Raw genomic sequence first — 18,155 nt, forward strand, 5'->3', positions numbered from 1 at the left:
GGGGATTCCTCAGCGCGGCCAGTAGCGTGGTCGGGTGGAGATCCTGCTGTATCTGGGCGGCATCGTGTTCATGCTCGTCGGCCTCGGCCTCTCGATCGGGCTGCACGAGGTCGGCCACCTCGCGCCCGCGAAGCTGTTCGGCGTGCGCGTCGGGCAGTACATGATCGGATTCGGTCCGCGGCTGTGGTCGCGTCGCATCGGCGAGACGGAGTACGGATTCAAGGCGCTCCCGCTGGGTGGGTTCATCTCCATGTCCGGCATGTATCCGCCCTCGTCGAAGACGGGTCCGGCTCGCGGGCTGTTCGCCTCGCTCGTGCAGGATGCCCGTTCCGCGAACGACGACACGATCGTCGCCGGCGACGAGCGCCGGGTGTTCTACCGTCTGCCGGTGTGGAAGCGGGTGATCGTCATGCTCGGCGGCCCGGCGATGAACCTCCTGCTCGCGATCGGCATCTTCACGGTGATGGCGTCCGGGATCGGTCTGCAGCAGGCGAGCACCACGATCAGCTCGGTGACCGAGTGCGTGCTGCCCGCCGGAACGGCCCAGCAGAGCTGTTCCGACCAGGACCCGGTCGCCCCGGCGGCCCACGCCGGATTCCGTCCCGGCGACCGGATGATCAGCGTCGGCGGTGAGCGCGTCTCGACGTTCGCCGAGGCGTCGAAGATCATCCAGCGCTCGCCCGGGCGCGAACTCGCGGTCGTCGTCGAGCGCGACGGAGAGCGGATGACGCTCGAGCTCACCCCGGTCGCGGCGCAGCGCGCCGAGGTCGATGCCCAGGGCCGGCCGGTGCTGGGCGAGGACGGCGAGCCGGTTACGCGCACCGTCGGCTACGCCGGTGTGGTCGCGCAGTACGCGTACGTGCCGCAGCCCATCGGCACGGGCGCGGAGCTGGCGATGCAGCAGACCGGCGCGGTCGCGTCGCTGGTGCTGAACCTGCCCGCCAAGCTGTGGGATGTCGGAGTGTCGCTGGTCACCGGGTCGGAACGCGACCCCAACGGCCCGCTCAGCGTGGTCGGCGTGGGGCGCCTGGCCGGCGAGGTCGCCGCGACGGATGCCCCGGTGCTGAACCGGCTCGTGGTGCTGATGAACCTGCTGGCCGCGCTGAACATCGCCCTGTTCGTGTTCAACCTCATCCCGCTGCTGCCGCTGGACGGCGGCCATGTCGTCGTCGCGCTGTGGGAGGGCGTGCGCCGTGTGTGGGCACGGGTCGCGCGCCGACCCGCTCCCGCCCCGGTGGACGCGACGCGACTGGTGCCCATCACGGTGATCGTGGCGGTGCTGCTGATCGGCATGGGAGCGCTGCTCATCGTCGCCGACCTGGTGAAGCCGCTGAACCTGCTGGGCTGAGCGCCTCTGCCGAGCGGCTCAGCGCAGGGCGTGTGCGATGAGCCGCTCGAGTGTCACGATGCCGTCGCGCGAGAGGATGGACTCCAGGTGCCCCTGCACCGAGGCGAAGCCGTCGCCGCGCAGCGCGTACACATCGCCGGTGACGGGATCCGCCGCGACCTCCGCGTCGTCCACCCGCATCGTCCCCGGGCGCACGCGCGCGGTGAACGTGTTGTAGAAGCCGACCGACGCATCGTGCTCGAATATCGGCACGGTCTTCTGCACGCCCTGGTGCGGTGACTCCAGTGGCACCAGATCGATGCCGAGGGAATCGGCGAGGATCTGGTGGCTGAGACAGACGGCCAGCAGCGGCGTGTCCGCGGCACGCCGGCGGGAGACGACGTGCTGCATGCGCGCGATGCGCGGCGAAGCCGCATCGCGCGGGTCGCCCGGGCCTGGCCCGGACACCACCAGCTCCGCGGCGTCGATGGCCGCATCGGTCACGGTGTCCCAGGGGGCGATCTCGACGGTGAGCCCGAGGTGGCGCAGCTGATGCGCGAGCATCGTCGTGAACCGGTCCTCGGCGTCGACGACGAGCGCCGTGCGCCCGGCGAAGCGCCCCCCGGCGTGCGCGTCCTGCGGTTGCATCCAGAAGTCCGCGAGCCGGGTGTTGCGCGAGGCGAGCAACTCGGCGATCCGCGGGTCCTCGGCCAGACGCGCCTCGGTCGGCGCATCGTCGTCACGGGTCTCGGCGACCCGGTCTCGCTCGATCGCCCCGATCGCACCGAGCACCCCCGCCGCCTTGCCGTGCGTCTCGCTCACCTCGCCGTGCGGGTCGGAGTGACGCACCAGGGTGGCACCCACCGGCACACGCAGTCGTCCGGCATCGACGTACACGGTGCGGATGAGGATGGGCGCGTCGAGGTCGTGGCCGCCGTCGGATCGCGGAGTGAAGAGGGCCGCGACACCGGAGTAGTACCCGCGAGGCGTCTTCTCGTGCCGGCCGATGACCGCGCAGGCGTTCTGCATCGGCGAGCCGGTGACAGTGGGGGCGAACATCGTCTCGCGCAGGATCTCGCGCGGGTCGAGGCGGCTGAGCCCGCGCAGCATGTACTCGGTGTGCGTGAGCCGCGACATCTCCTTCAGATGCGGACCCGTGATGCGCCCGCCGTCCGAGCACACCTGGCTCATCATCTTCAGCTCCTCGTCGACGACCATGAACAGCTCCTCGGTCTCCTTCGTCGACGAGAGGAACTCGGTCAGCGACTCGCGGGTCGCACCGCCGGCAGGGTGGCGGAACGTGCCCGAGATGGGGTTCATCGTGACCACGCCGTCGCGCACCACGACGTGCGCCTCCGGGCTGGCGCCGACAGCGATGTGCCCTGGCGTGATCACCGCGAACGTCCAGTAGGCGCCCCGCTCGTGCTCGAGCAGGGCACGGAACCAGGTGAGAGCCGCGACGCGGTCATCGCCGTCGAAGCGCGCCCGGAAATCCCGGCGGATGACGAAGTTCGCGCCCTCACCCCGACCGATCTCGTCGACGATCACGCGTTCGACGATGCCGGCGTACTCCTCGTCGGAGATGTCGAACCCGCCGTCGTGCAGTACGACCGGCGCTGCCGGCAGCGCGCGGATGAGATCCTGCGCCGGGAGGTGCTCGTGGTCGTCGACGAGCAGGCAGCGCAGCGGAGTGCCGTCGTCCTGCGCCTCGAAACCCCGCTCGCGCACCTGGCGGTACGGCACCATCGCGAAGACCTCGCGCGAGCCGTCCGCGTTCTCAAGCGGGATGTCGGCGAGGCGGTCCACATCCACGATCGTGCCGGTGAGCAGCTCGATGCCGCCGTCGCGCGCGATGAGCACGAAGGATGCCTCAGGGTCGGCCATCAGCGCACGGAGGCGGGCGGGCAGGGCTGCGTTCATCGGTGTCTCCTCAGGGGGGATCCGGTGCGGAAGACACGAAGACCGCCCCGGAAGGCGGTCTTGTTCTCGTGGGTACGCGAAACTCCGCCTAGAAGGCGGGCCACCAGGAGCTGTTCGCGGACATGGCCCGAAAGTATCACAGTCCGCATGAGTGCCCGCGTCGTATGACCTGGTGTGGCCATGGCTGCTCGGGCCGCACACAGCGGCGGAGAAGTAGGCTGAGGGGGTGCCTGCTGTGAATCTTGGGATGCCGCGCATCCCCGAAGTCCTCACCCCCCGTCGCAAGTCCCGGCAGATCCGCGTCGGCAAGGTGCTCGTCGGCGGCGACGCCCCCGTCAGCGTGCAGTCGATGACGACCACCAAGACCACCGACATCAACGGCACCCTGCAGCAGATCGCCGAGCTCACGGCATCCGGATGCGAGATCGTGCGCGTCGCCGTGCCCTCGCAGGACGACGCCGACGTGCTGCACATCATCGCGGCGAAGAGCCAGATCCCCGTGATCGCCGACATCCACTTCCAGCCCAAGTACGTCTTCCAGGCGATCGACGCAGGCTGTGCGGCCGTGCGCGTGAACCCCGGCAACATCCGCAAGTTCGACGACCAGGTGGGTGCCATCGCGAAGGCGGCTCAGGCTGCGGGCGTGTCACTGCGCATCGGCGTGAACGCGGGTTCTCTCGATCGCCGGCTGCTCGAGAAGTACGGCAAGGCGACCCCGGAGGCGCTCGTGGAGAGCGCTGTCTGGGAGGCGTCGCTGTTCGAGGAGCACGACTTCCACGACTTCAAGATCTCGGTCAAGCACAACGACCCGGTCGTGATGGTGAAGGCTTACCGCCAGCTCGCCGAGCGCGGCGACTGGCCCCTGCACCTCGGCGTCACCGAGGCCGGCCCCGCGTTCCAGGGCACGATCAAGAGCGCGACGGCGTTCGGCATCCTGCTCGGCGAGGGCATCGGCGACACGATCCGCGTGTCGCTCTCGGCTCCGCCCGCCGAGGAGGTCAAGGTCGGGCACCAGATCCTGCAGTCGCTGAACCTGCGCGAGCGCAAGCTCGAGATCGTCTCGTGCCCGTCGTGCGGTCGCGCTCAGGTGGACGTTTACTCGCTGGCGGATGCCGTCACCGAGGGTCTGAAGGACATGACTGTCCCGCTGCGCGTCGCGGTGATGGGCTGCGTGGTGAACGGTCCCGGCGAGGCCCGCGAAGCGGATCTCGGTGTGGCATCCGGCAACGGCAAGGGTCAGATCTTCGTCAAGGGCGAGGTCATCAAGACCGTGCCCGAGGCAGACATCGTGCAGACGCTGATCGAGGAGGCGAACCGCATCGCCGCCGAGATGGGGGTGGACGCGCCGCTCGGCACCGCCCAGGTCGTCACGGGCTGATCGCGATGCAGTCGACGCGCGTCTCGTTCCCGGACGGCTCCCTCACCGGCGAGGGCGAGGTGGTTCTCGTCGACCAGGCCGCGTCCGTCGTGGTGGTCGACGCGACGCCGTTCCATCCCGTCGATCACACCTGGCCCGACCAGCCGGGTGACTCCGGCAGCATCTCCGCGGGTGACGCGCAGGTGCGCGTGACCGAGGCCGTCATGGCGGCCATCAGCGACGAAGGGGCTCTGGCCGTCGGCGCCGACATCCCCGTCAAGCGCGGCGGCGAGGGCTGGACGTGGATGGTCGGTCACCGCACCGAGGGGGCGATCCCGGCGGAGATCGCGGTCGGGGCGCGCGTCGCACTGACGGTGGATGCCGACCTCCGTGCCTCCCTGAGCCGGGGACACACCGCGTGCCACCTCGCATCACTCGCCCTCGACGCGGCGCTCGCCGACCTGTGGCGCAAGGACATCGGCACCGATCCGCTGGGCAACCCTGATTTCGAGGGCAGAGCGAACCAGTCCAGCCGCATCCACGCGGACGGCAGCGTGGACGAGTACCGGCTGGGCAAGAGCCTGCGCAAAGCCGGATTCGACTCGGAGGGCTTCGCGGACTCGCTGGCCGAGCGTGAGGCGCGCATCAACGCGGTGCTCGCGGAGTGGGTGGCGTCCCAGGGCGACAGTCGCATCCACGTGGAAGGGCCGCGCATCACCGACCGTCGCTCGTGGCGCTGTACGCTGCCCGACGGCGAGGTGGCGTTCCCCTGCGGCGGCACCCATGTCCGCTCGCTCGGCGAGTTCGCATCGATCACCGTCTCGCTCGACCTGACCGACCCGCAGCTGCTGGTGATGACGACGACAGCGGTTCCGGCCAGCTGAATTCGCTGGCCCTGCCGGTCAGGCGACCGGCCGGAATCTTCGCGGCGGGGGAGCACTGCCCCACAGATATGTGCGGACCAGCCGGGCCGCGAGGACGATCGGCCGCGCGCCGCGTGGCCCCTGGTCGCGCCCGTCAGGTCCTGCACGATTGCGATCGCTTCGCTGCGCCAGGTGCCGCCGGCACTCGTGCTTGACTGGGCGGATGCTGCTGAGCGCCGTCGTGACCGGACCAGGGGATGCGGATCGAAGCGTCCTCCTGCTGCACGGCATGATGGGCTCTGCGGAGAGCTGGTGGCGCGTGAGCGAGCTGCTCGCCGCGCACGGCACACGTGTGATCGCGCTGGATCTGCCGGGCCATGGGCTGTCGCCGCGCGATCCGCGAGGCTCGGTCGGCACCGCCGCAGACGCGGTGGTCGAGACGGTCGCCGCTCTCGGGCCTCCCCAGCGGCTCATCGGAATCGGGCACTCCTACGGCGGAACCGTCCTCAGCGCTGCAGCGGCGCGCCTCGCGCTCGACACGCAGGTCTACGTCGACACCGGATGCGCCTTCGCAGGGGGCGGTGACATCGCCGAGCTGACCGCGCAGTACGACGTCGACCGCCGCGCGCGCCTCGACCGCGACCGGCTGCGACAGAGTCGGCCGTTCTACAGCGCCGAAGACGCCGTCGTCGAAGCGAGAGCCGCGCGGCGCTTCGATCCCGTGACCGCAGCTTCGGTGTCATCGGAGTCGGGTGTGGATCACCGGCCGGGGGCCGGCGCGATCCTGGTCCGCGCGCGTCCGAGCCGGTTCGTCTCCGACGACGAGGCGACGGCGCTGCAGCGCGCCGGCGTCGAGGTGCGGGCGATCGACGGCGCCGCGCACTCGGTCTGGTACAGCGATTTCGAGCGGTTCGTCGACGCGCTGCCGGAGATCTTCCGCCCGGACGCGTAGCGGCGCGATAGAGGTCAGAACGCGTCGAGCGCCTCGGTGATCATCCGGTGCCCCTGCGCCTCGAAGTCCTCGTCGCCCACGTGGAACGCCCAGCAGGCCGTGCCGATGCCCTCGCGAAGAGCATCCACCCGCTGCCGGTCCGACGATCGCGGATCGCCGCCGTAGCCGGCCAGGAACGCTGCCTCCAGGTCGGGGTCCTGACGCCACTGCTGCGCGGCGAGCCGGGTGAAGTCTGTGGCGGCGGGGCGGAACGCGAACCGCCCGAAGTCGATCACCCGCACCGTCCCGTATTCGACCAGCCAGTTCCGCGGCTGCCAATCGCCGTGCGTGGGCACGACCGTCACGGGCGGTGCCGGATCGGCGAGGAGGATGCCCCGCGCTCGCGCGGCGGAAGCCGGATCCACCCGATGGACGCCGGCCAGCCAGGTCAGGGCGCGCTCGTTCGCACGGCGCTCATGACCGGCATCCGTGCGCTGCTCGCCGGCGTGCAGCCGCCGTAGCAGGGCCCCCGCCTGCGCGTAGGTGGACGGATGCCACTCGGCAGCCGTCCCCTCGGCCAGTGCGCCGGGCAGATACTCGAGCAGCATCACCCGTTCCTCGACCGAGCTGTCACGCAGCCGGGCAGCATGACCGGTGGCTTCGAGAGGTGCCGTCCACCCGGCGTGCGCGGCGATCTCGCGGCCGATGTGGTGATTCGCCGCGCCGCCGGCTTTCACGATGACGTCGCCATCGGTCGTGCGCACGTGCAGCACGACCGACTCGACGAGATCCCACGACAGGTCGCCGACCAGCGCCGGCTCAGACAGGCGTGCCTGCAGCCAGGCCACCTGGGAACCCTGCAGGCGGCCGCCGTGCCAGCTGGTCACGCGGCGAACTCCACCTCGCCGTCGGCGACATCGACACGCACCAGACGAAGCGGCACACGTGAGCCCGGAACGGTCCCCGCGGGCACGGGTGCAGTGGCGGTAATCGCCGGATCCGAGATCTGCACCGCAGCGCGATCCTCGCCGCGCATCTCGATCACCGTCGCCTCGATCGTGCGGCCCACCAGCGGACGCAGCAGTGCCGCCTCGACGCGGTTGATCGTGTCGGCGTTAAGGCGCGACGCCCGCTGCGCGGACTCCTGCATGAGCGCGGGCAGCTCGGCCAGCGAATCCCTCGCCCACTGCGGTGCGGGCCGGCCCTGCGACACGGCGAGGCAGATCGCCAGCGACCACCGGTCGACCAGGCGGCGCAGGGGAGCGGTTGCGTGTGCGTAGGGCGCGGCGATCGCTGCCTGCTGCAGATCGCCCGGCGGGAGAGCGCCGTCGAAGGTGACGTAGCCGGCGCCTCGGAACAGCGATGCGGCCTGTTCGAGCACGGGCAGGGTCAGCGGGTCGTCGCGTTCGAGCGACCGGAGGTATTCGCCGTACCCGCCCTCAGTCCACGGCCGGCCCAGGGCCTCGGTCTGATGCCGGAACGCGGCGAACGCCTGTTCGTCCGGCGGCGACATGGTGCGCAGCACCCCGACTTTCGCGTCGATCATCAGCTCTGCAGCTGCCATGCCGGTCATCAGCGACAGCTGCGCGTTCCACTCCTCGATGGGCAGCGGCTCGCGCCGCTCGATGTCGTAACGGCCGTCCGCGTCCAGCACGACCTCCTCGTCGGGCAGATTCAGGCTGGCGCCGCCACGGGCGGCCTCCTGCGCGCGCCGCGCCTCGCCGATCTCCCGCAGCAGCGTGAGCTGCTCGTCCCCGCCCCGGTCGAGGGCCGCCTGCGCCGAGACGTAGTCCAGCTGCGCACGGGAGCGGATCAGCGCCCGCTCCAGTCGGAAATCCGTGCGCATCCCCGCGTCGTCGAGGTCCATCGTCCACACCAGAGCGGGCCGCTCGGCATCCGCCAGCAGTGAGGCCCGATCCTCCGAGAGCACGCGCGGATGCAGTGGGACGTTCCCGTCCGCCAGGTACAGCGTCTGTCCGCGCAGCCGGGCCTGCTCATCCACGGCGCCGCCCGGTCGCACGAAGCCGGGCACGTCGGCGATCGCGTAGCGCACCTGGAAGCCGGATGACGTCCGCTGCAGGTGGAATGCCTGGTCGAGATCTCTGGAGCCCGCCGGGTCGAGCGTGGCGAAAGGCACCTCGCGCAGATCGAGGTCGGGGTCCGGCGCGCTCGCCGCCTGCGCCTCGGCGATCGCCTCCGCGGGGAACTCCGTGGGGGATTCGATGCTCGCGCGCAGCGCGGCCAGCGCGGTGGCCAGCTCGCTCTGGGCGGCGGATGAGGCTACGTGCGATCGGCGCTGAGGCATGTCCTCAGCCTAAGCACTGGGTCCGTGCGCGGCGGAACGGGCCCCGCGGCGATCCGGTGGGGATACTTTGAGGAGATGACCAACGCAGACAGGGCCCGCACCCTCATCGACCTGTACGACGCGCCGGAGATCCTCCGCGTCGTGAACATCTGGGATGTCGTCTCGGCGAAGGCGGTTGCCGGGTTGCCCGAGACCAGAGCTCTCGCCACAGCCGGCCACTCGATTGCCGCGACCTTCGGCTACCCCGACGGGCAGATCCCACGCGACATCATGATCGACTTCGTCGGACGCATCGCCGCCGGTGTCGACCTCCCCCTCACCGCCGATCTCGACGACGGCTACGGCGACGCCGGGGAGACGACCCGGCTCGCGATCGGCGTCGGCGTGGTGGGCGCGAACATCGAGGATCGACTCGCGCCGTTCGCCGAATCCGTCGCGAAGGTCGAGGCGATCGTGAAGGCCGCGGAGGCGGAGGGCGTGCCGTTCGCCCTCAACGCCCGCACCGATGCGATCGTGCGCGGCGGTGACAAGCCGCTCGCCGACAAGCTGACGGATGCCGTGAAGCGCGGCCGTGCTTTCATCGAGGCGGGCGCGACCGCCGTCTTCGTCCCGGGCGTGCTCGATGAGGATGCCACCCGCACGCTGGTCGACGGAATCGGTCGCAACAAGGTCAGCGTCATCGGTCTGCCGGGCGCGCTCACCGCTGCCGAGTACGAGGCCCTGGGCGTCTCGCGCATCTCGTTCGGTCCCATGACGCAGCGGGTGGCTCTGACTGCCCTGCAGGACCTCGCGACCGATCTCTACGCGAACGGCGCCATCCCCGAGAGCACCCGCGCACTGAACTGATCACGACCAGGACGGGTGACCGCGGGTCAGTAGACTTGCCCCGTGGTCACTCGTCTCTCGAACTTCTTCCTCCGCACCCTCCGCGAAGACCCGGCCGGTGCCGAGGTCGCCAGCCACCGGCTGCTGATCCGTGCCGGGTACATCCGGCCGCAGGCGGCGGGCATCTTCGCATGGCTGCCGCTCGGCCTGCGGGTGAAGTCGAGGATCGAGAAGGTCGTCCGCGAGGAGATGGGGGCCGCCGGCGCTCAGGAGGTGCACTTCCCTGCGCTCATGCCCCGCGAGGCGTACCAGGAGACCGGCCGGTGGGAGGAGTACGGCGACCTGCTGTTCCGGCTGCAGGATCGCAAGGGCGGCGACTACCTCCTCGCCCCCACGCATGAAGAGGCGTTCACGCTGCTGGTGAAAGACCTCTACTCCTCGTACAAGGACCTGCCGCTGACGATCTACCAGATCCAGGACAAGTACCGCGACGAGGCGCGTCCGCGCGCCGGACTGCTGCGCGGCCGCGAGTTCACGATGAAGGACGCCTACTCGTTCGACGCATCGGACGAGGGCCTGGACGCCAGCTACATGGCCCAGCGCGACGCCTACGAGCGCATCTTCCAACGACTCGGCCTGGAGTACGCCATCGTGCAGGCCGACGCGGGCGCGATGGGCGGCTCGCGCAGCGAGGAGTTCCTGCACCCGACGCCGGTGGGCGAGGACACCTTCGTGCGCAGCGAGGGCGGCTACGCCGCGAACGTCGAGGCGTACACGACGACGGCGCCCGCTGCGGTCGGCTGGGACGACATCCCGCCGGCGACCGTCTTCGACTCGCCCGACACCCCCACGATCGAGACCCTCGTCGCGCACTCCAACGCGGTGCTCGAGGGGGAGTACACCGCAGCCGACACACTGAAGAACGTCGTGCTCGCCCTCAACCACCTCGACGGCTCGCGTGAGCTCGTCATAGTCGGCATCCCCGGCGACCGTGAGGTGGACCTCAAGCGCGCAGAGGTCGCCTTCGCCCCTGCGGAGGTCGAGGCGGCGAACGATCTGGACTTCGAGCGCCACCCGCTGCTGGTGCGCGGATACATCGGACCCTGGTCCGAGACCGGAGCCGTGCTCGGCGAGGAGTCCGCCACCGGCATCCGCTATCTCATCGACCCGCGCGTCGCCGACGGCACCCGGTGGATCACCGGGGCGAACATCGACCAGAAGCACGCCCACTCGGTGGTCGCCGGCCGCGATTTCATCGCAGACGGCACCGTCGAGATCGCGAACGTCCGCGACGGCGACCCTGCACCCGACGGCTCCGGCCCGGTCACCCTGGCGCGCGGCATGGAGATCGGTCACGTGTTCCAGCTGGGCCGCAAGTACGCCGAGGCCCTGGGGCTGAAGGTGCTCGACCAGAACGGCAAGCTCGTCACGGTCACCATGGGCTCCTACGGCATCGGAGTCACCCGCATCCTCGCGATCATCGCCGAACTCAACAACGACGAGCGGGGCCTCATCTGGCCGGCATCCGTCGCACCGTTCGACGTCCACGTGGTGGCAGCCGGTCGCGACCAGGTGGCGTTCGAGGTCGCCGAGGACATCGCCGCGCAGCTCGAGACGAGTGGCCTGGACGTGCTCTACGACGACCGCGTGAAGGTGTCGCCCGGCGTGAAGTTCGGCGACGCCGAGCTGGTCGGGGTGCCGAAGATCGTCATCGTCGGCCGCGGCGCGGCCGACGGGCAGGTCGAGCTGTGGGATCGTGCGACGGGAGAGCGCGAGGCGGTGGCCGTCGCGGATGCCATCGCACGACTGACGCGCTGAACTGTCGCTCCCAGCCCACGGCGCACCCCTGTGCCAGGGTGGGAGCATGACGGATGCCACGCTGAACGACGACCTGCGCCACGAGATCACCGCGCTGCTCGACAAGGCCGGCATCCGCGCGGAGCGCGGACTGATCGCCCGCCTGCTGCAGACCTCGCTCTCACTGGGCATGGAGAACACCGAGCGGCTGGATCTGAAGATCGCGTCGGCGGCGCTGCAGGAGATGCATCAGGCGTTCCGGCTCTTCCAGCCCTTCCACCGCGTGCCCAAAGTGACCGTCTTCGGATCGGCGCGCACCGGGCACGACGACCCGCTCTACCTGCACGCGCGTGACGTGGCAGCCGCTCTCGCCGACGACGGCTGGATGGTCGTCACGGGTGCGGGTCCCGGCATCATGCAGGCGGCAGCCGAGGGCGCCGGATCGAAGATGTCGCTCGGCGTGTCGATCCGGCTGCCGTTCGAGGAGCGCGCGAACACCATCATCGCCGAGAGCACGCAGGTGGTGTCGATGAAGTACTTCTTCACCCGCAAGCTCATGCTGATCAAGGAATCCCGTGGCTTCATCTGCCTGCCCGGCGGGTTCGGCACGATGGATGAGATGTTCGAGCTGCTCACTCTGCAGCAGACCGGCAAGGCCGAACCCATGCCGATCGTGCTGCTGGATGCCCCCGGGGGAACCTTCTGGACGGGCCTGAAGCGGTTCGTCGACGAGCACCTCGCGCCGGCCGGCGTCATCTCGCCGCACGACCTCGACCGGGTGCTGATCACCGACTCCGTCGAGGAGGCCGCCGCCAGCGTCACCGGCTTCTGGCGCAACTACGACTCGCTGCGGTGGGCGGACGATCTGCTGGTGCTGCGTCTCGTGCACACGCCGACGGATGCCGAGATCGACGACCTCAACGAGCGGTTCGGACACCTGTGCGCGCATGGACGCATCGAGCGCATCGAGCCGCTCGACGTGGAGCGCGCCGCCGGCGACGTGGTCGAGCTGCCGCGCCTGGCGCTGCACCTCGAACAGCGTGCCGTCGGCTCGCTGTACGCGCTCATCCGGGCCATCAGCGCGCTGCCCTCGGCCGGCTGAGCCGGGTCTCAGCGCTCGCGACGCACGATCGCCGCGGCGAACTCCGCGCGGTCCACCGGCCTTCCCAGCAGGCGCTCGGCAGCACGGTGGCCGGAGCAGTACGCGCCGCCGACGGTTGCGGGCTCCGCGCCCCACGTGGCCTCGCCTGCGAAATGCAGCCCGCCGTCGATCGGCTCGGCGAGCATGTCGTGGTCGCGGTACGACGACCCGATCGGCAGGTGACTGTACGAACCGGCGGCGAACGGGTCCTCTCCCCACCGGGTGACCCACCAGGCGAGGGGGTCGCCCACGGCTGCGCCGTACAGCGCGCGCAGCGCCGTGAGCGAGTCGTCCACCACGGCCTCGTCCGCCAGCGCCTGCATGCTGCGGCCGAACGGTCCCGCGGCGAAGGTCAGCAGGGTCGGGATGCCGCTGATCGCGGAGACGTCGTACCAGGAGTGCCAGCGCGCCCCGGCGTCGCCCAGCGCCCGGATGGCATAGGTGCCCTCGCCCCAGAACCGCTCGGGGAACTGCACGAACACCTTGTTGAACACCCCCATGCCCAGCCGTGCGATCGGGCCCGTCGCGGTGCGCGGGAGAGGCGGGTCGAAGCGGATCGCCGACGATCTGAGCACCCCCAGTGGCACCGTCACGACGACCGTCGCGCCGACGAAGTCGCCCTCCCCGGTCCGCACCAGCCACTCGTCCTCCCCTCCGTCCCGCCGGGCGACCGACTCGACCACGTGACCCAGGCGCACATCCAGTCCCGCCGCGATGCGGCGCGGCAGCTCATCGTACCCGCGCGGGAAGATCACCTCGTCGCCGTCGATGGCGTCCTCGTCGAGCCCATGCGCGTCGAGATCGCCGATCCACGCCCCGCACTGCTCCTCGACGCGATGACGGAAGAACTCGCGGATCTCGCCGATGCGCTCGGGCGCGAGCCCGGATGCCGCCAGGGCGCGCTCGGTGAGCTGCAGATAGCTCTCGCCGGGGGAGGAGCGGGCGACCGCGTCCACCAGCAGCGCATCCGCCGCGCCGACGTCGGCGATCCACTGCTCCGTCTCGTCCGCACCCATGGGTGCACCGGTCGCGTCGAAGTGCTCGATCCGGCGACCGCCGGGCTGGAAGCTGCCGACCGTGAACTCGATCGTGGGCACGTCCAGCGCCCGCACCAGCTCCCACAGCGGCGAGTCGGCGATGCCGTGGATCCATGAGGCGCCGAGGTCGACGGGGAACCCGGCCGAGCGCTCCGTGTGCATGCGTCCGCCGATGCGGTTCCGCGCCTCCAGCACCACCACCCGGCGACCCGTGTCGGCCAGCATCCTCGCGCAGGTCAGCCCCGCGATGCCGGCACCGATGACCACCGTGTCGAAACGCCCCATGACGCACAGTATGCGCAGGCCGCGCGGCATCCGTCCACCGAGGATCGGGTATTCTCTTCTGATGCCCGCGGAGCGTCGATCCGCGGGGAGAGCTGAATAGAGGAGAGCGCTGATGGACATCGAACTCGCACTGCTGCGCGGCATCGAGAAGGAGAAGGCGATCCCCTTCGATGAGCTCGTCTCGATCATCGAGCAGGCCATCCTCACGGCTTACGGCAAGCACATCTCCGAGGACGGCGCCGTGCCCGCTGGAGTGCGCGTGGAGCTGGATCGCAAGACCGGGCATGTGGCGGTGCTGCAACCCGTGCGCGACGACGAGGGTGCGGTGATCGGCGAGGAGGAGACCTCCCCGGCCGATTTCGGTCGCATCGCCGCCTACGCCGCGAAGCAGGTCATCAGCCAGCGCCTGCGCGACATCGCCGATGACGCGGTCCTCGGCGAGTTCCGCGGCAAGGAGGGCGACATCGTCGCCGGCGTCATCCAGCAGGGACCCAACCCTCGCATGATCCACGTCGACCTCGGCAGCGTTGAGGCCATCCTCCCGCCCGAGGAGCAGGTGCCCGGCGAGGAGTACACGCACGGCCGGCGGCTGCGGGTGTATGTCACCAGCGTCGCCAAGGGCGCGAAGGGACCCCAGATCACCGTCTCGCGCACGCACCCCGGTCTCGTGCGCAAGCTGTTCGCGCTCGAGGTACCCGAGATCGCCGGCGGGCTCGTGGAGATCGTCTCGCTCGCACGAGAGGCGGGGCACCGCACGAAGATCGCGGTCAAGGCGAACGACCCGTCGGTGAACGCCAAGGGGTCGTGCATCGGCGAGATGGGCCGCCGCGTGCGGGCCGTCACCGAGGAGCTGGCCGGCGAGAAGATCGACATCGTCGACCACCACCCGGATCTGGCGACATTCGTCGCAAACGCGCTGTCGCCGGCGAAGGTCACCTCGTCGTTCGTGCTGGATGCGAGCACCAAGGCCGTGCGCGCCCTGGTGCCGGACTACCAGCTCTCGCTCGCGATCGGCAAGGAGGGGCAGAACGCCCGTCTGGCGGCCAAGCTCACCGGCGCGAAGATCGACATCCAGCCCGACAGCGTGATGGAGTGACAGCTGCGGCTCGCGCACACGCCGTGCCGCGGGCGTCGGACTTCGCGGTGAGGTGTAGGATGGATCCTGTACGAACGTGTGTCGGTTGCCGCGGTCGTGCCTCTCGAACCGCCCTGATCAGGGTGGCAGTGCAGAATGACCAGCTTGTCTTCGACGAGCGAGCCGTTCTGCCCGGGAGGGGCGCATGGCTGCATCCGGCATCCGAGTGCCTCGAAGCCGCGCTGCGGCGACGGGCCTTCGCACGAGCACTCCGCGTGTCACCGTCCATCGGGTTCCCCGAGGCCGAGGACGCACAGACCATCCAACGGTACTTCCACCGGAACAAAGGCTGAACGGCTATGGAAACAAAGTGAACGGCTCGAAATGAGACCCGTCCGCGACTAGAGGTCTGCCCTGCCTGGGCGGATCGACCCAGACAGGAGAATTGTGGCTGCCAAACCACGTGTGCATGAGATCGCCGCTGAACTCGGCGTCGACAGCAAGTTCGCGCTCGCGAAGCTCAAGGAGCTCGGCGAGTTCGTGAAGAGCCCGTCTTCGACGGTGGAGCCCCCCGTGGCGCGCAAGCTTCGCGCCGCGATCCAGGCGGACCCCGCAGCGAAGCCGGCGGAGAAGGCCGACGCGAAGCCGGCCGCCAAGACGACGGCGACGCCCAAGTCGCCCACGCCCGGACCCAAGCCCGGTCCGGCAAAGAAGTCGACCCCGGCTGCCGCTGAGGCAGCCGCCACGCCGGCTTCCAGCGCTCCGACGCCCGGGCCCGCGAAGCCCGCGGCTCCGAAGACCAGCGCCGGCGGCGAGAGCACGCCCCAGCCCGGTGACTCGCCGAAGCCCGGTGACTCGCCGAAGCCCGGCGATTCGGTCAAGCCCGGCGGTGCACCCAAGCCCGGCGCCCCCCGCCCCGGCAACAACCCGTTCTCGTCCGCGCAGGGCATGGGCCAGCGCCCGGCCGGTCCGCGGCCGGGCAACAACCCGTTCTCGTCGCAGCAGGGCATGGGACAGCGTCCGACGCCCGGCAACATCCCGCGCCCGCAGGCGCCGCGTCCGGGTTCGCCCCGCGTCGGCGCGCCCCGTCCCGGGCGCCCCGGCGGCGCTCGCGGCGGACAGGGCGGCAGGCCCGGAGCTCCGTTCCAGCAGCGTCCCGGCGGTCCCGGTCGTCCCGGTGGTGCCGGCGGCGGTCCCGGTGCAGGTCCGGGCGCACGCCCGGGCGGCGGCTTCGCCGGGCGCCCCGGTGGCGGCGGCCGCGGTCGTGGACCCGGCGGCGGAACGGCCGGTGCCTTCGGCAAGGGCGGCGGCAAGAGCAAGCAGCGCAAGTCGCGTCGCGCGAAGCGGCAGGAATTCGAGATGCGGTCGGCGCCGGTCGTCGGCGGCGTCAACGTCTCGAAGGGCAACGGCGAGATCATCCGCCTGCGCCGCGGCGCGTCGATCGCGGACTTCGCCGACAAGCTCGAGGCGCTGAGGGGCTACACCGTGCAGCCCGGCACCCTGGTGACGATCCTGTTCAACCTCGGTGAGATGGCCACGGCCACCGAGTCGCTCGACGAGGCGACCTTCGAGGTGCTGGGCGAGGAGCTCGGCTACAAGATCCAGATGGTCTCGCCCGAGGACGAGGACAAGGAGCTCCTCGAGGGCTTCGGTCTCGACCTCGAGGCCGAGCTGGAGGCGGAGAGCGAGGACGACCTCGAGATCCGTCCCCCGGTGGTCACCGTGATGGGCCACGTCGACCACGGTAAGACCCGACTGCTCGACGCCATCCGCCAGACCAACGTGATCGAGGGTGAGGCCGGCGGCATCACCCAGCACATCGGCGCGTACCAGATCTGGACCGAGCACGACGGCATCGACCGCGCCGTCACCTTCATCGACACCCCCGGTCACGAGGCGTTCACCGCCATGCGTGCCCGCGGTGCGCAGGTGACCGACATCGCGATCCTCGTGGTCGCCGCCGACGACGGCATCATGCCGCAGACGGTCGAGGCGCTGAACCACGCCCAGGCAGCAGACGTGCCGATCGTCGTGGCGGTGAACAAGGTCGACAAGCCCGAGGCCAACCCGGCCAAGGTGCGCCAGCAGCTCACCGAGTACGGGCTGGTCGCCGAGGAGTACGGCGGCGACGTCATGTTCGTCGACGTCTCGGCACGCCAGGGCACCGGCATCCAGGATCTGATCGACGCGGTCCTGCTGACCGCGGACGCCGGCCTGGACCTCACCGCCAACCCGAACAAGGCCGCACGCGGTGTGGCCATCGAGGCCAAGCTCGACAAGGGCCGCGGTTCGGTCGCCACGGTGCTGATCCAGTCCGGAACGCTGCGCATCGGCGACGCGATCGTCGCCGGCACGGCATACGGCCGCGTGCGGGCGATGCTCGATGAGAACGGCGAGCCGGTCTCGGAGGCGTTCCCGTCGCGCCCCGTGCAGGTGCAGGGTCTGAACTCGGTGCCGCGCGCCGGTGACGTGTTCATCGTCACCGAAGAGGACCGCATGGCGCGTCAGATCGCTGAGAAGCGCGAGGCCGTCGAGCGCAACGCCCTGCTGGCCAAGGCCCGCAAGCGCATCTCGCTCGAGGACTTCACCCGTGCTCTGGAAGAGGGCAAGGTCGAGACGCTCAACCTCATCATCAAGGGCGACGTCTCCGGTGCCGTCGAGGCGCTGGAGGAGTCGCTGCTCAAGATCGAGGTCGACGACTCGGTGCAGCTGCGCATCATCCACCGCGGCGTCGGCGCCATCACCGAGTCGGATGTCAACCTCGCGACGATCGACAACGCGATCATCGTGGGCTTCAACGTCCGCCCCGACACGAAGGCCCGTGAAGCCGCCGCCCGCGAAGGCGTCGACGTGCGCTTCTACTCGGTCATCTACTCGGCGATCGACGAGATCGAGAACTCGCTCAAGGGTCTGCTCAAGCCCGAGTTCGAAGAGGTCCAGTCGGGCGTCGCGGAGATCCGCGAGGTGTTCCGCTCGTCGAAGTTCGGCAACATCGCCGGTGTCATCGTCCGCTCGGGCACGATCACGCGCAACGCCAAGGCGCGCGTCATCCGCGACGGCGTGGTCCTCGCCGATGGCCTGGCCATCGAGTCGCTGCGCCGCTTCAAGGACGACGTCACCGAGGTCCGCACGGACTTCGAGGCGGGAATCGGCCTCGGCAAGTACAACGACATCCAGATCGGCGACGAGATCGAGACCACCGAGATGGTCGAGAAGCCTCGCGGCTGATCCACACGGTACGGTGAGGGGCGCCTGCGGGCGCCCCTCATTCGTCATCGCGCCCTTCATCGTC

At 70.2% G+C, this 18,155-nt stretch carries 14 protein-coding genes; 10 read left to right on the forward strand and 4 right to left on the reverse strand.

The window, feature by feature from the left end:
* Window positions 1–34 precede the first annotated feature (34 nt).
* Window positions 35–1,348 (forward strand): M50 family metallopeptidase, encoded by a 1,314-nt coding sequence (locus WFG93_RS05055; protein WP_336645236.1) that lies wholly within the window; start codon window positions 35–37, stop codon window positions 1,346–1,348.
* A gap of 18 nt (window positions 1,349–1,366) precedes the next feature.
* Here the strand turns inward: WFG93_RS05055 and WFG93_RS05060 are convergent, their stop codons facing one another.
* Window positions 1,367–3,247 carry an anthranilate synthase family protein gene (locus tag WFG93_RS05060; protein ID WP_336645237.1) on the reverse strand — a complete coding sequence of 627 codons (1,881 nt, stop codon included), beginning with the start codon at window positions 3,245–3,247 and terminating at the stop codon, window positions 1,367–1,369.
* A gap of 226 nt (window positions 3,248–3,473) precedes the next feature.
* Between WFG93_RS05060 and ispG the strand changes: the two genes are divergently transcribed.
* From ispG to WFG93_RS05075, 3 genes are all read left to right on the forward strand, one after another.
* Window positions 3,474–4,625, forward strand: a complete 1,152-nt coding sequence (gene ispG, locus WFG93_RS05065; protein WP_336645238.1) for a flavodoxin-dependent (E)-4-hydroxy-3-methylbut-2-enyl-diphosphate synthase — start codon at window positions 3,474–3,476, stop codon at window positions 4,623–4,625.
* Window positions 4,626–4,630: 5 nt separating this feature from the next.
* Window positions 4,631–5,488, forward strand: coding sequence for a hypothetical protein (locus WFG93_RS05070; protein ID WP_336645239.1), 858 nt, complete (start codon window positions 4,631–4,633; stop codon window positions 5,486–5,488).
* A 202-nt stretch (window positions 5,489–5,690) separates the two neighbouring features.
* On the forward strand, window positions 5,691–6,419 hold the full coding sequence (locus tag WFG93_RS05075; RefSeq protein ID WP_336645240.1) for an alpha/beta hydrolase: 729 nt from the start codon (window positions 5,691–5,693) through the stop codon (window positions 6,417–6,419).
* Between the two features lie 14 nt (window positions 6,420–6,433).
* Here WFG93_RS05075 and WFG93_RS05080 read toward each other — a convergent pair whose 3' ends face one another.
* Together WFG93_RS05080 and WFG93_RS05085 are read right to left on the reverse strand one after the other, a co-directional pair.
* On the reverse strand, window positions 6,434–7,285 hold the full coding sequence (locus tag WFG93_RS05080; RefSeq protein ID WP_336645241.1) for an aminoglycoside phosphotransferase family protein: 852 nt from the start codon (window positions 7,283–7,285) through the stop codon (window positions 6,434–6,436).
* Window positions 7,282–8,703 (reverse strand): RNB domain-containing ribonuclease, encoded by a 1,422-nt coding sequence (locus WFG93_RS05085; RefSeq protein WP_336645242.1) that lies wholly within the window; start codon window positions 8,701–8,703, stop codon window positions 7,282–7,284. Before WFG93_RS05085 ends, WFG93_RS05080 begins: the two co-directional genes overlap by 4 nt.
* 75 nt (window positions 8,704–8,778) lie before the next feature.
* On the opposite strand from WFG93_RS05085, the gene WFG93_RS05090 reads away from it, so the two are divergent.
* From WFG93_RS05090 to WFG93_RS05100, 3 genes are read left to right on the forward strand one after another with little or no spacing between them, the layout of a single operon-like run.
* Window positions 8,779–9,549 (forward strand): isocitrate lyase/PEP mutase family protein, encoded by a 771-nt coding sequence (locus WFG93_RS05090; RefSeq protein WP_336645243.1) that lies wholly within the window; start codon window positions 8,779–8,781, stop codon window positions 9,547–9,549.
* A gap of 42 nt (window positions 9,550–9,591) precedes the next feature.
* The gene (locus WFG93_RS05095) at window positions 9,592–11,346 is read left to right on the forward strand and encodes a proline--tRNA ligase (RefSeq protein WP_336645244.1); all 1,755 of its coding nucleotides are present in this window, start codon (window positions 9,592–9,594) and stop codon (window positions 11,344–11,346) included.
* A gap of 46 nt (window positions 11,347–11,392) precedes the next feature.
* Window positions 11,393–12,427 carry a TIGR00730 family Rossman fold protein gene (locus WFG93_RS05100; RefSeq protein WP_336645245.1) on the forward strand — a complete coding sequence of 345 codons (1,035 nt, stop codon included), beginning with the start codon at window positions 11,393–11,395 and terminating at the stop codon, window positions 12,425–12,427.
* An 8-nt stretch (window positions 12,428–12,435) separates the two neighbouring features.
* Here WFG93_RS05100 and WFG93_RS05105 read toward each other — a convergent pair whose 3' ends face one another.
* A complete protein-coding gene (locus WFG93_RS05105) occupies window positions 12,436–13,788 on the reverse strand; it encodes a flavin monoamine oxidase family protein (protein ID WP_336645246.1) in 1,353 nt (450 codons plus the stop codon).
* 112 nt (window positions 13,789–13,900) lie between these two features.
* On the opposite strand from WFG93_RS05105, the gene nusA reads away from it, so the two are divergent.
* From nusA to infB, 3 genes are all read left to right on the forward strand, one after another.
* The gene (gene nusA, locus WFG93_RS05110) at window positions 13,901–14,884 is read left to right on the forward strand and encodes a transcription termination factor NusA (protein WP_336645247.1); all 984 of its coding nucleotides are present in this window, start codon (window positions 13,901–13,903) and stop codon (window positions 14,882–14,884) included.
* Between the two features lie 59 nt (window positions 14,885–14,943).
* Window positions 14,944–15,216: a YlxR family protein gene (locus WFG93_RS05115; RefSeq protein WP_336645701.1), complete on the forward strand. Its 273-nt coding sequence runs from the start codon at window positions 14,944–14,946 to the stop codon at window positions 15,214–15,216.
* Between the two features lie 94 nt (window positions 15,217–15,310).
* On the forward strand, window positions 15,311–18,091 hold the full coding sequence (gene infB / locus WFG93_RS05120; protein ID WP_336645248.1) for a translation initiation factor IF-2: 2,781 nt from the start codon (window positions 15,311–15,313) through the stop codon (window positions 18,089–18,091).
* The last annotated feature ends 64 nt before the right edge of the window (window positions 18,092–18,155 follow it).

Origin of the sequence: Microbacterium sp. USHLN186 (assembly GCF_037145155.1) — a bacterium.
Taxonomy (GTDB): domain Bacteria; phylum Actinomycetota; class Actinomycetes; order Actinomycetales; family Microbacteriaceae; genus Microbacterium.

What these genes read in the sequence shown, in the direction of transcription:
- WFG93_RS05060 (WP_336645237.1), bottom strand. Translation starts at nt 3,247, where the DNA reads ATGAACGCAGCCCTGCCCGCCCGCCTCCGTGCGCTGATGGCCGACCCT.
- WFG93_RS05070 (WP_336645239.1), top strand. Translation starts at nt 4,631, where the DNA reads ATGCAGTCGACGCGCGTCTCGTTCCCGGACGGCTCCCTCACCGGCGAG.
- WFG93_RS05075 (WP_336645240.1), top strand. Translation starts at nt 5,691, where the DNA reads ATGCTGCTGAGCGCCGTCGTGACCGGACCAGGGGATGCGGATCGAAGC.
- WFG93_RS05085 (WP_336645242.1), bottom strand. Translation starts at nt 8,703, where the DNA reads ATGCCTCAGCGCCGATCGCACGTAGCCTCATCCGCCGCCCAGAGCGAG.
- WFG93_RS05090 (WP_336645243.1), top strand. Translation starts at nt 8,779, where the DNA reads ATGACCAACGCAGACAGGGCCCGCACCCTCATCGACCTGTACGACGCG.
- WFG93_RS05100 (WP_336645245.1), top strand. Translation starts at nt 11,393, where the DNA reads ATGACGGATGCCACGCTGAACGACGACCTGCGCCACGAGATCACCGCG.
- WFG93_RS05105 (WP_336645246.1), bottom strand. Translation starts at nt 13,788, where the DNA reads ATGGGGCGTTTCGACACGGTGGTCATCGGTGCCGGCATCGCGGGGCTG.
- nusA (WP_336645247.1), top strand. Translation starts at nt 13,901, where the DNA reads ATGGACATCGAACTCGCACTGCTGCGCGGCATCGAGAAGGAGAAGGCG.
- WFG93_RS05115 (WP_336645701.1), top strand. Translation starts at nt 14,944, where the DNA reads ATGGATCCTGTACGAACGTGTGTCGGTTGCCGCGGTCGTGCCTCTCGA.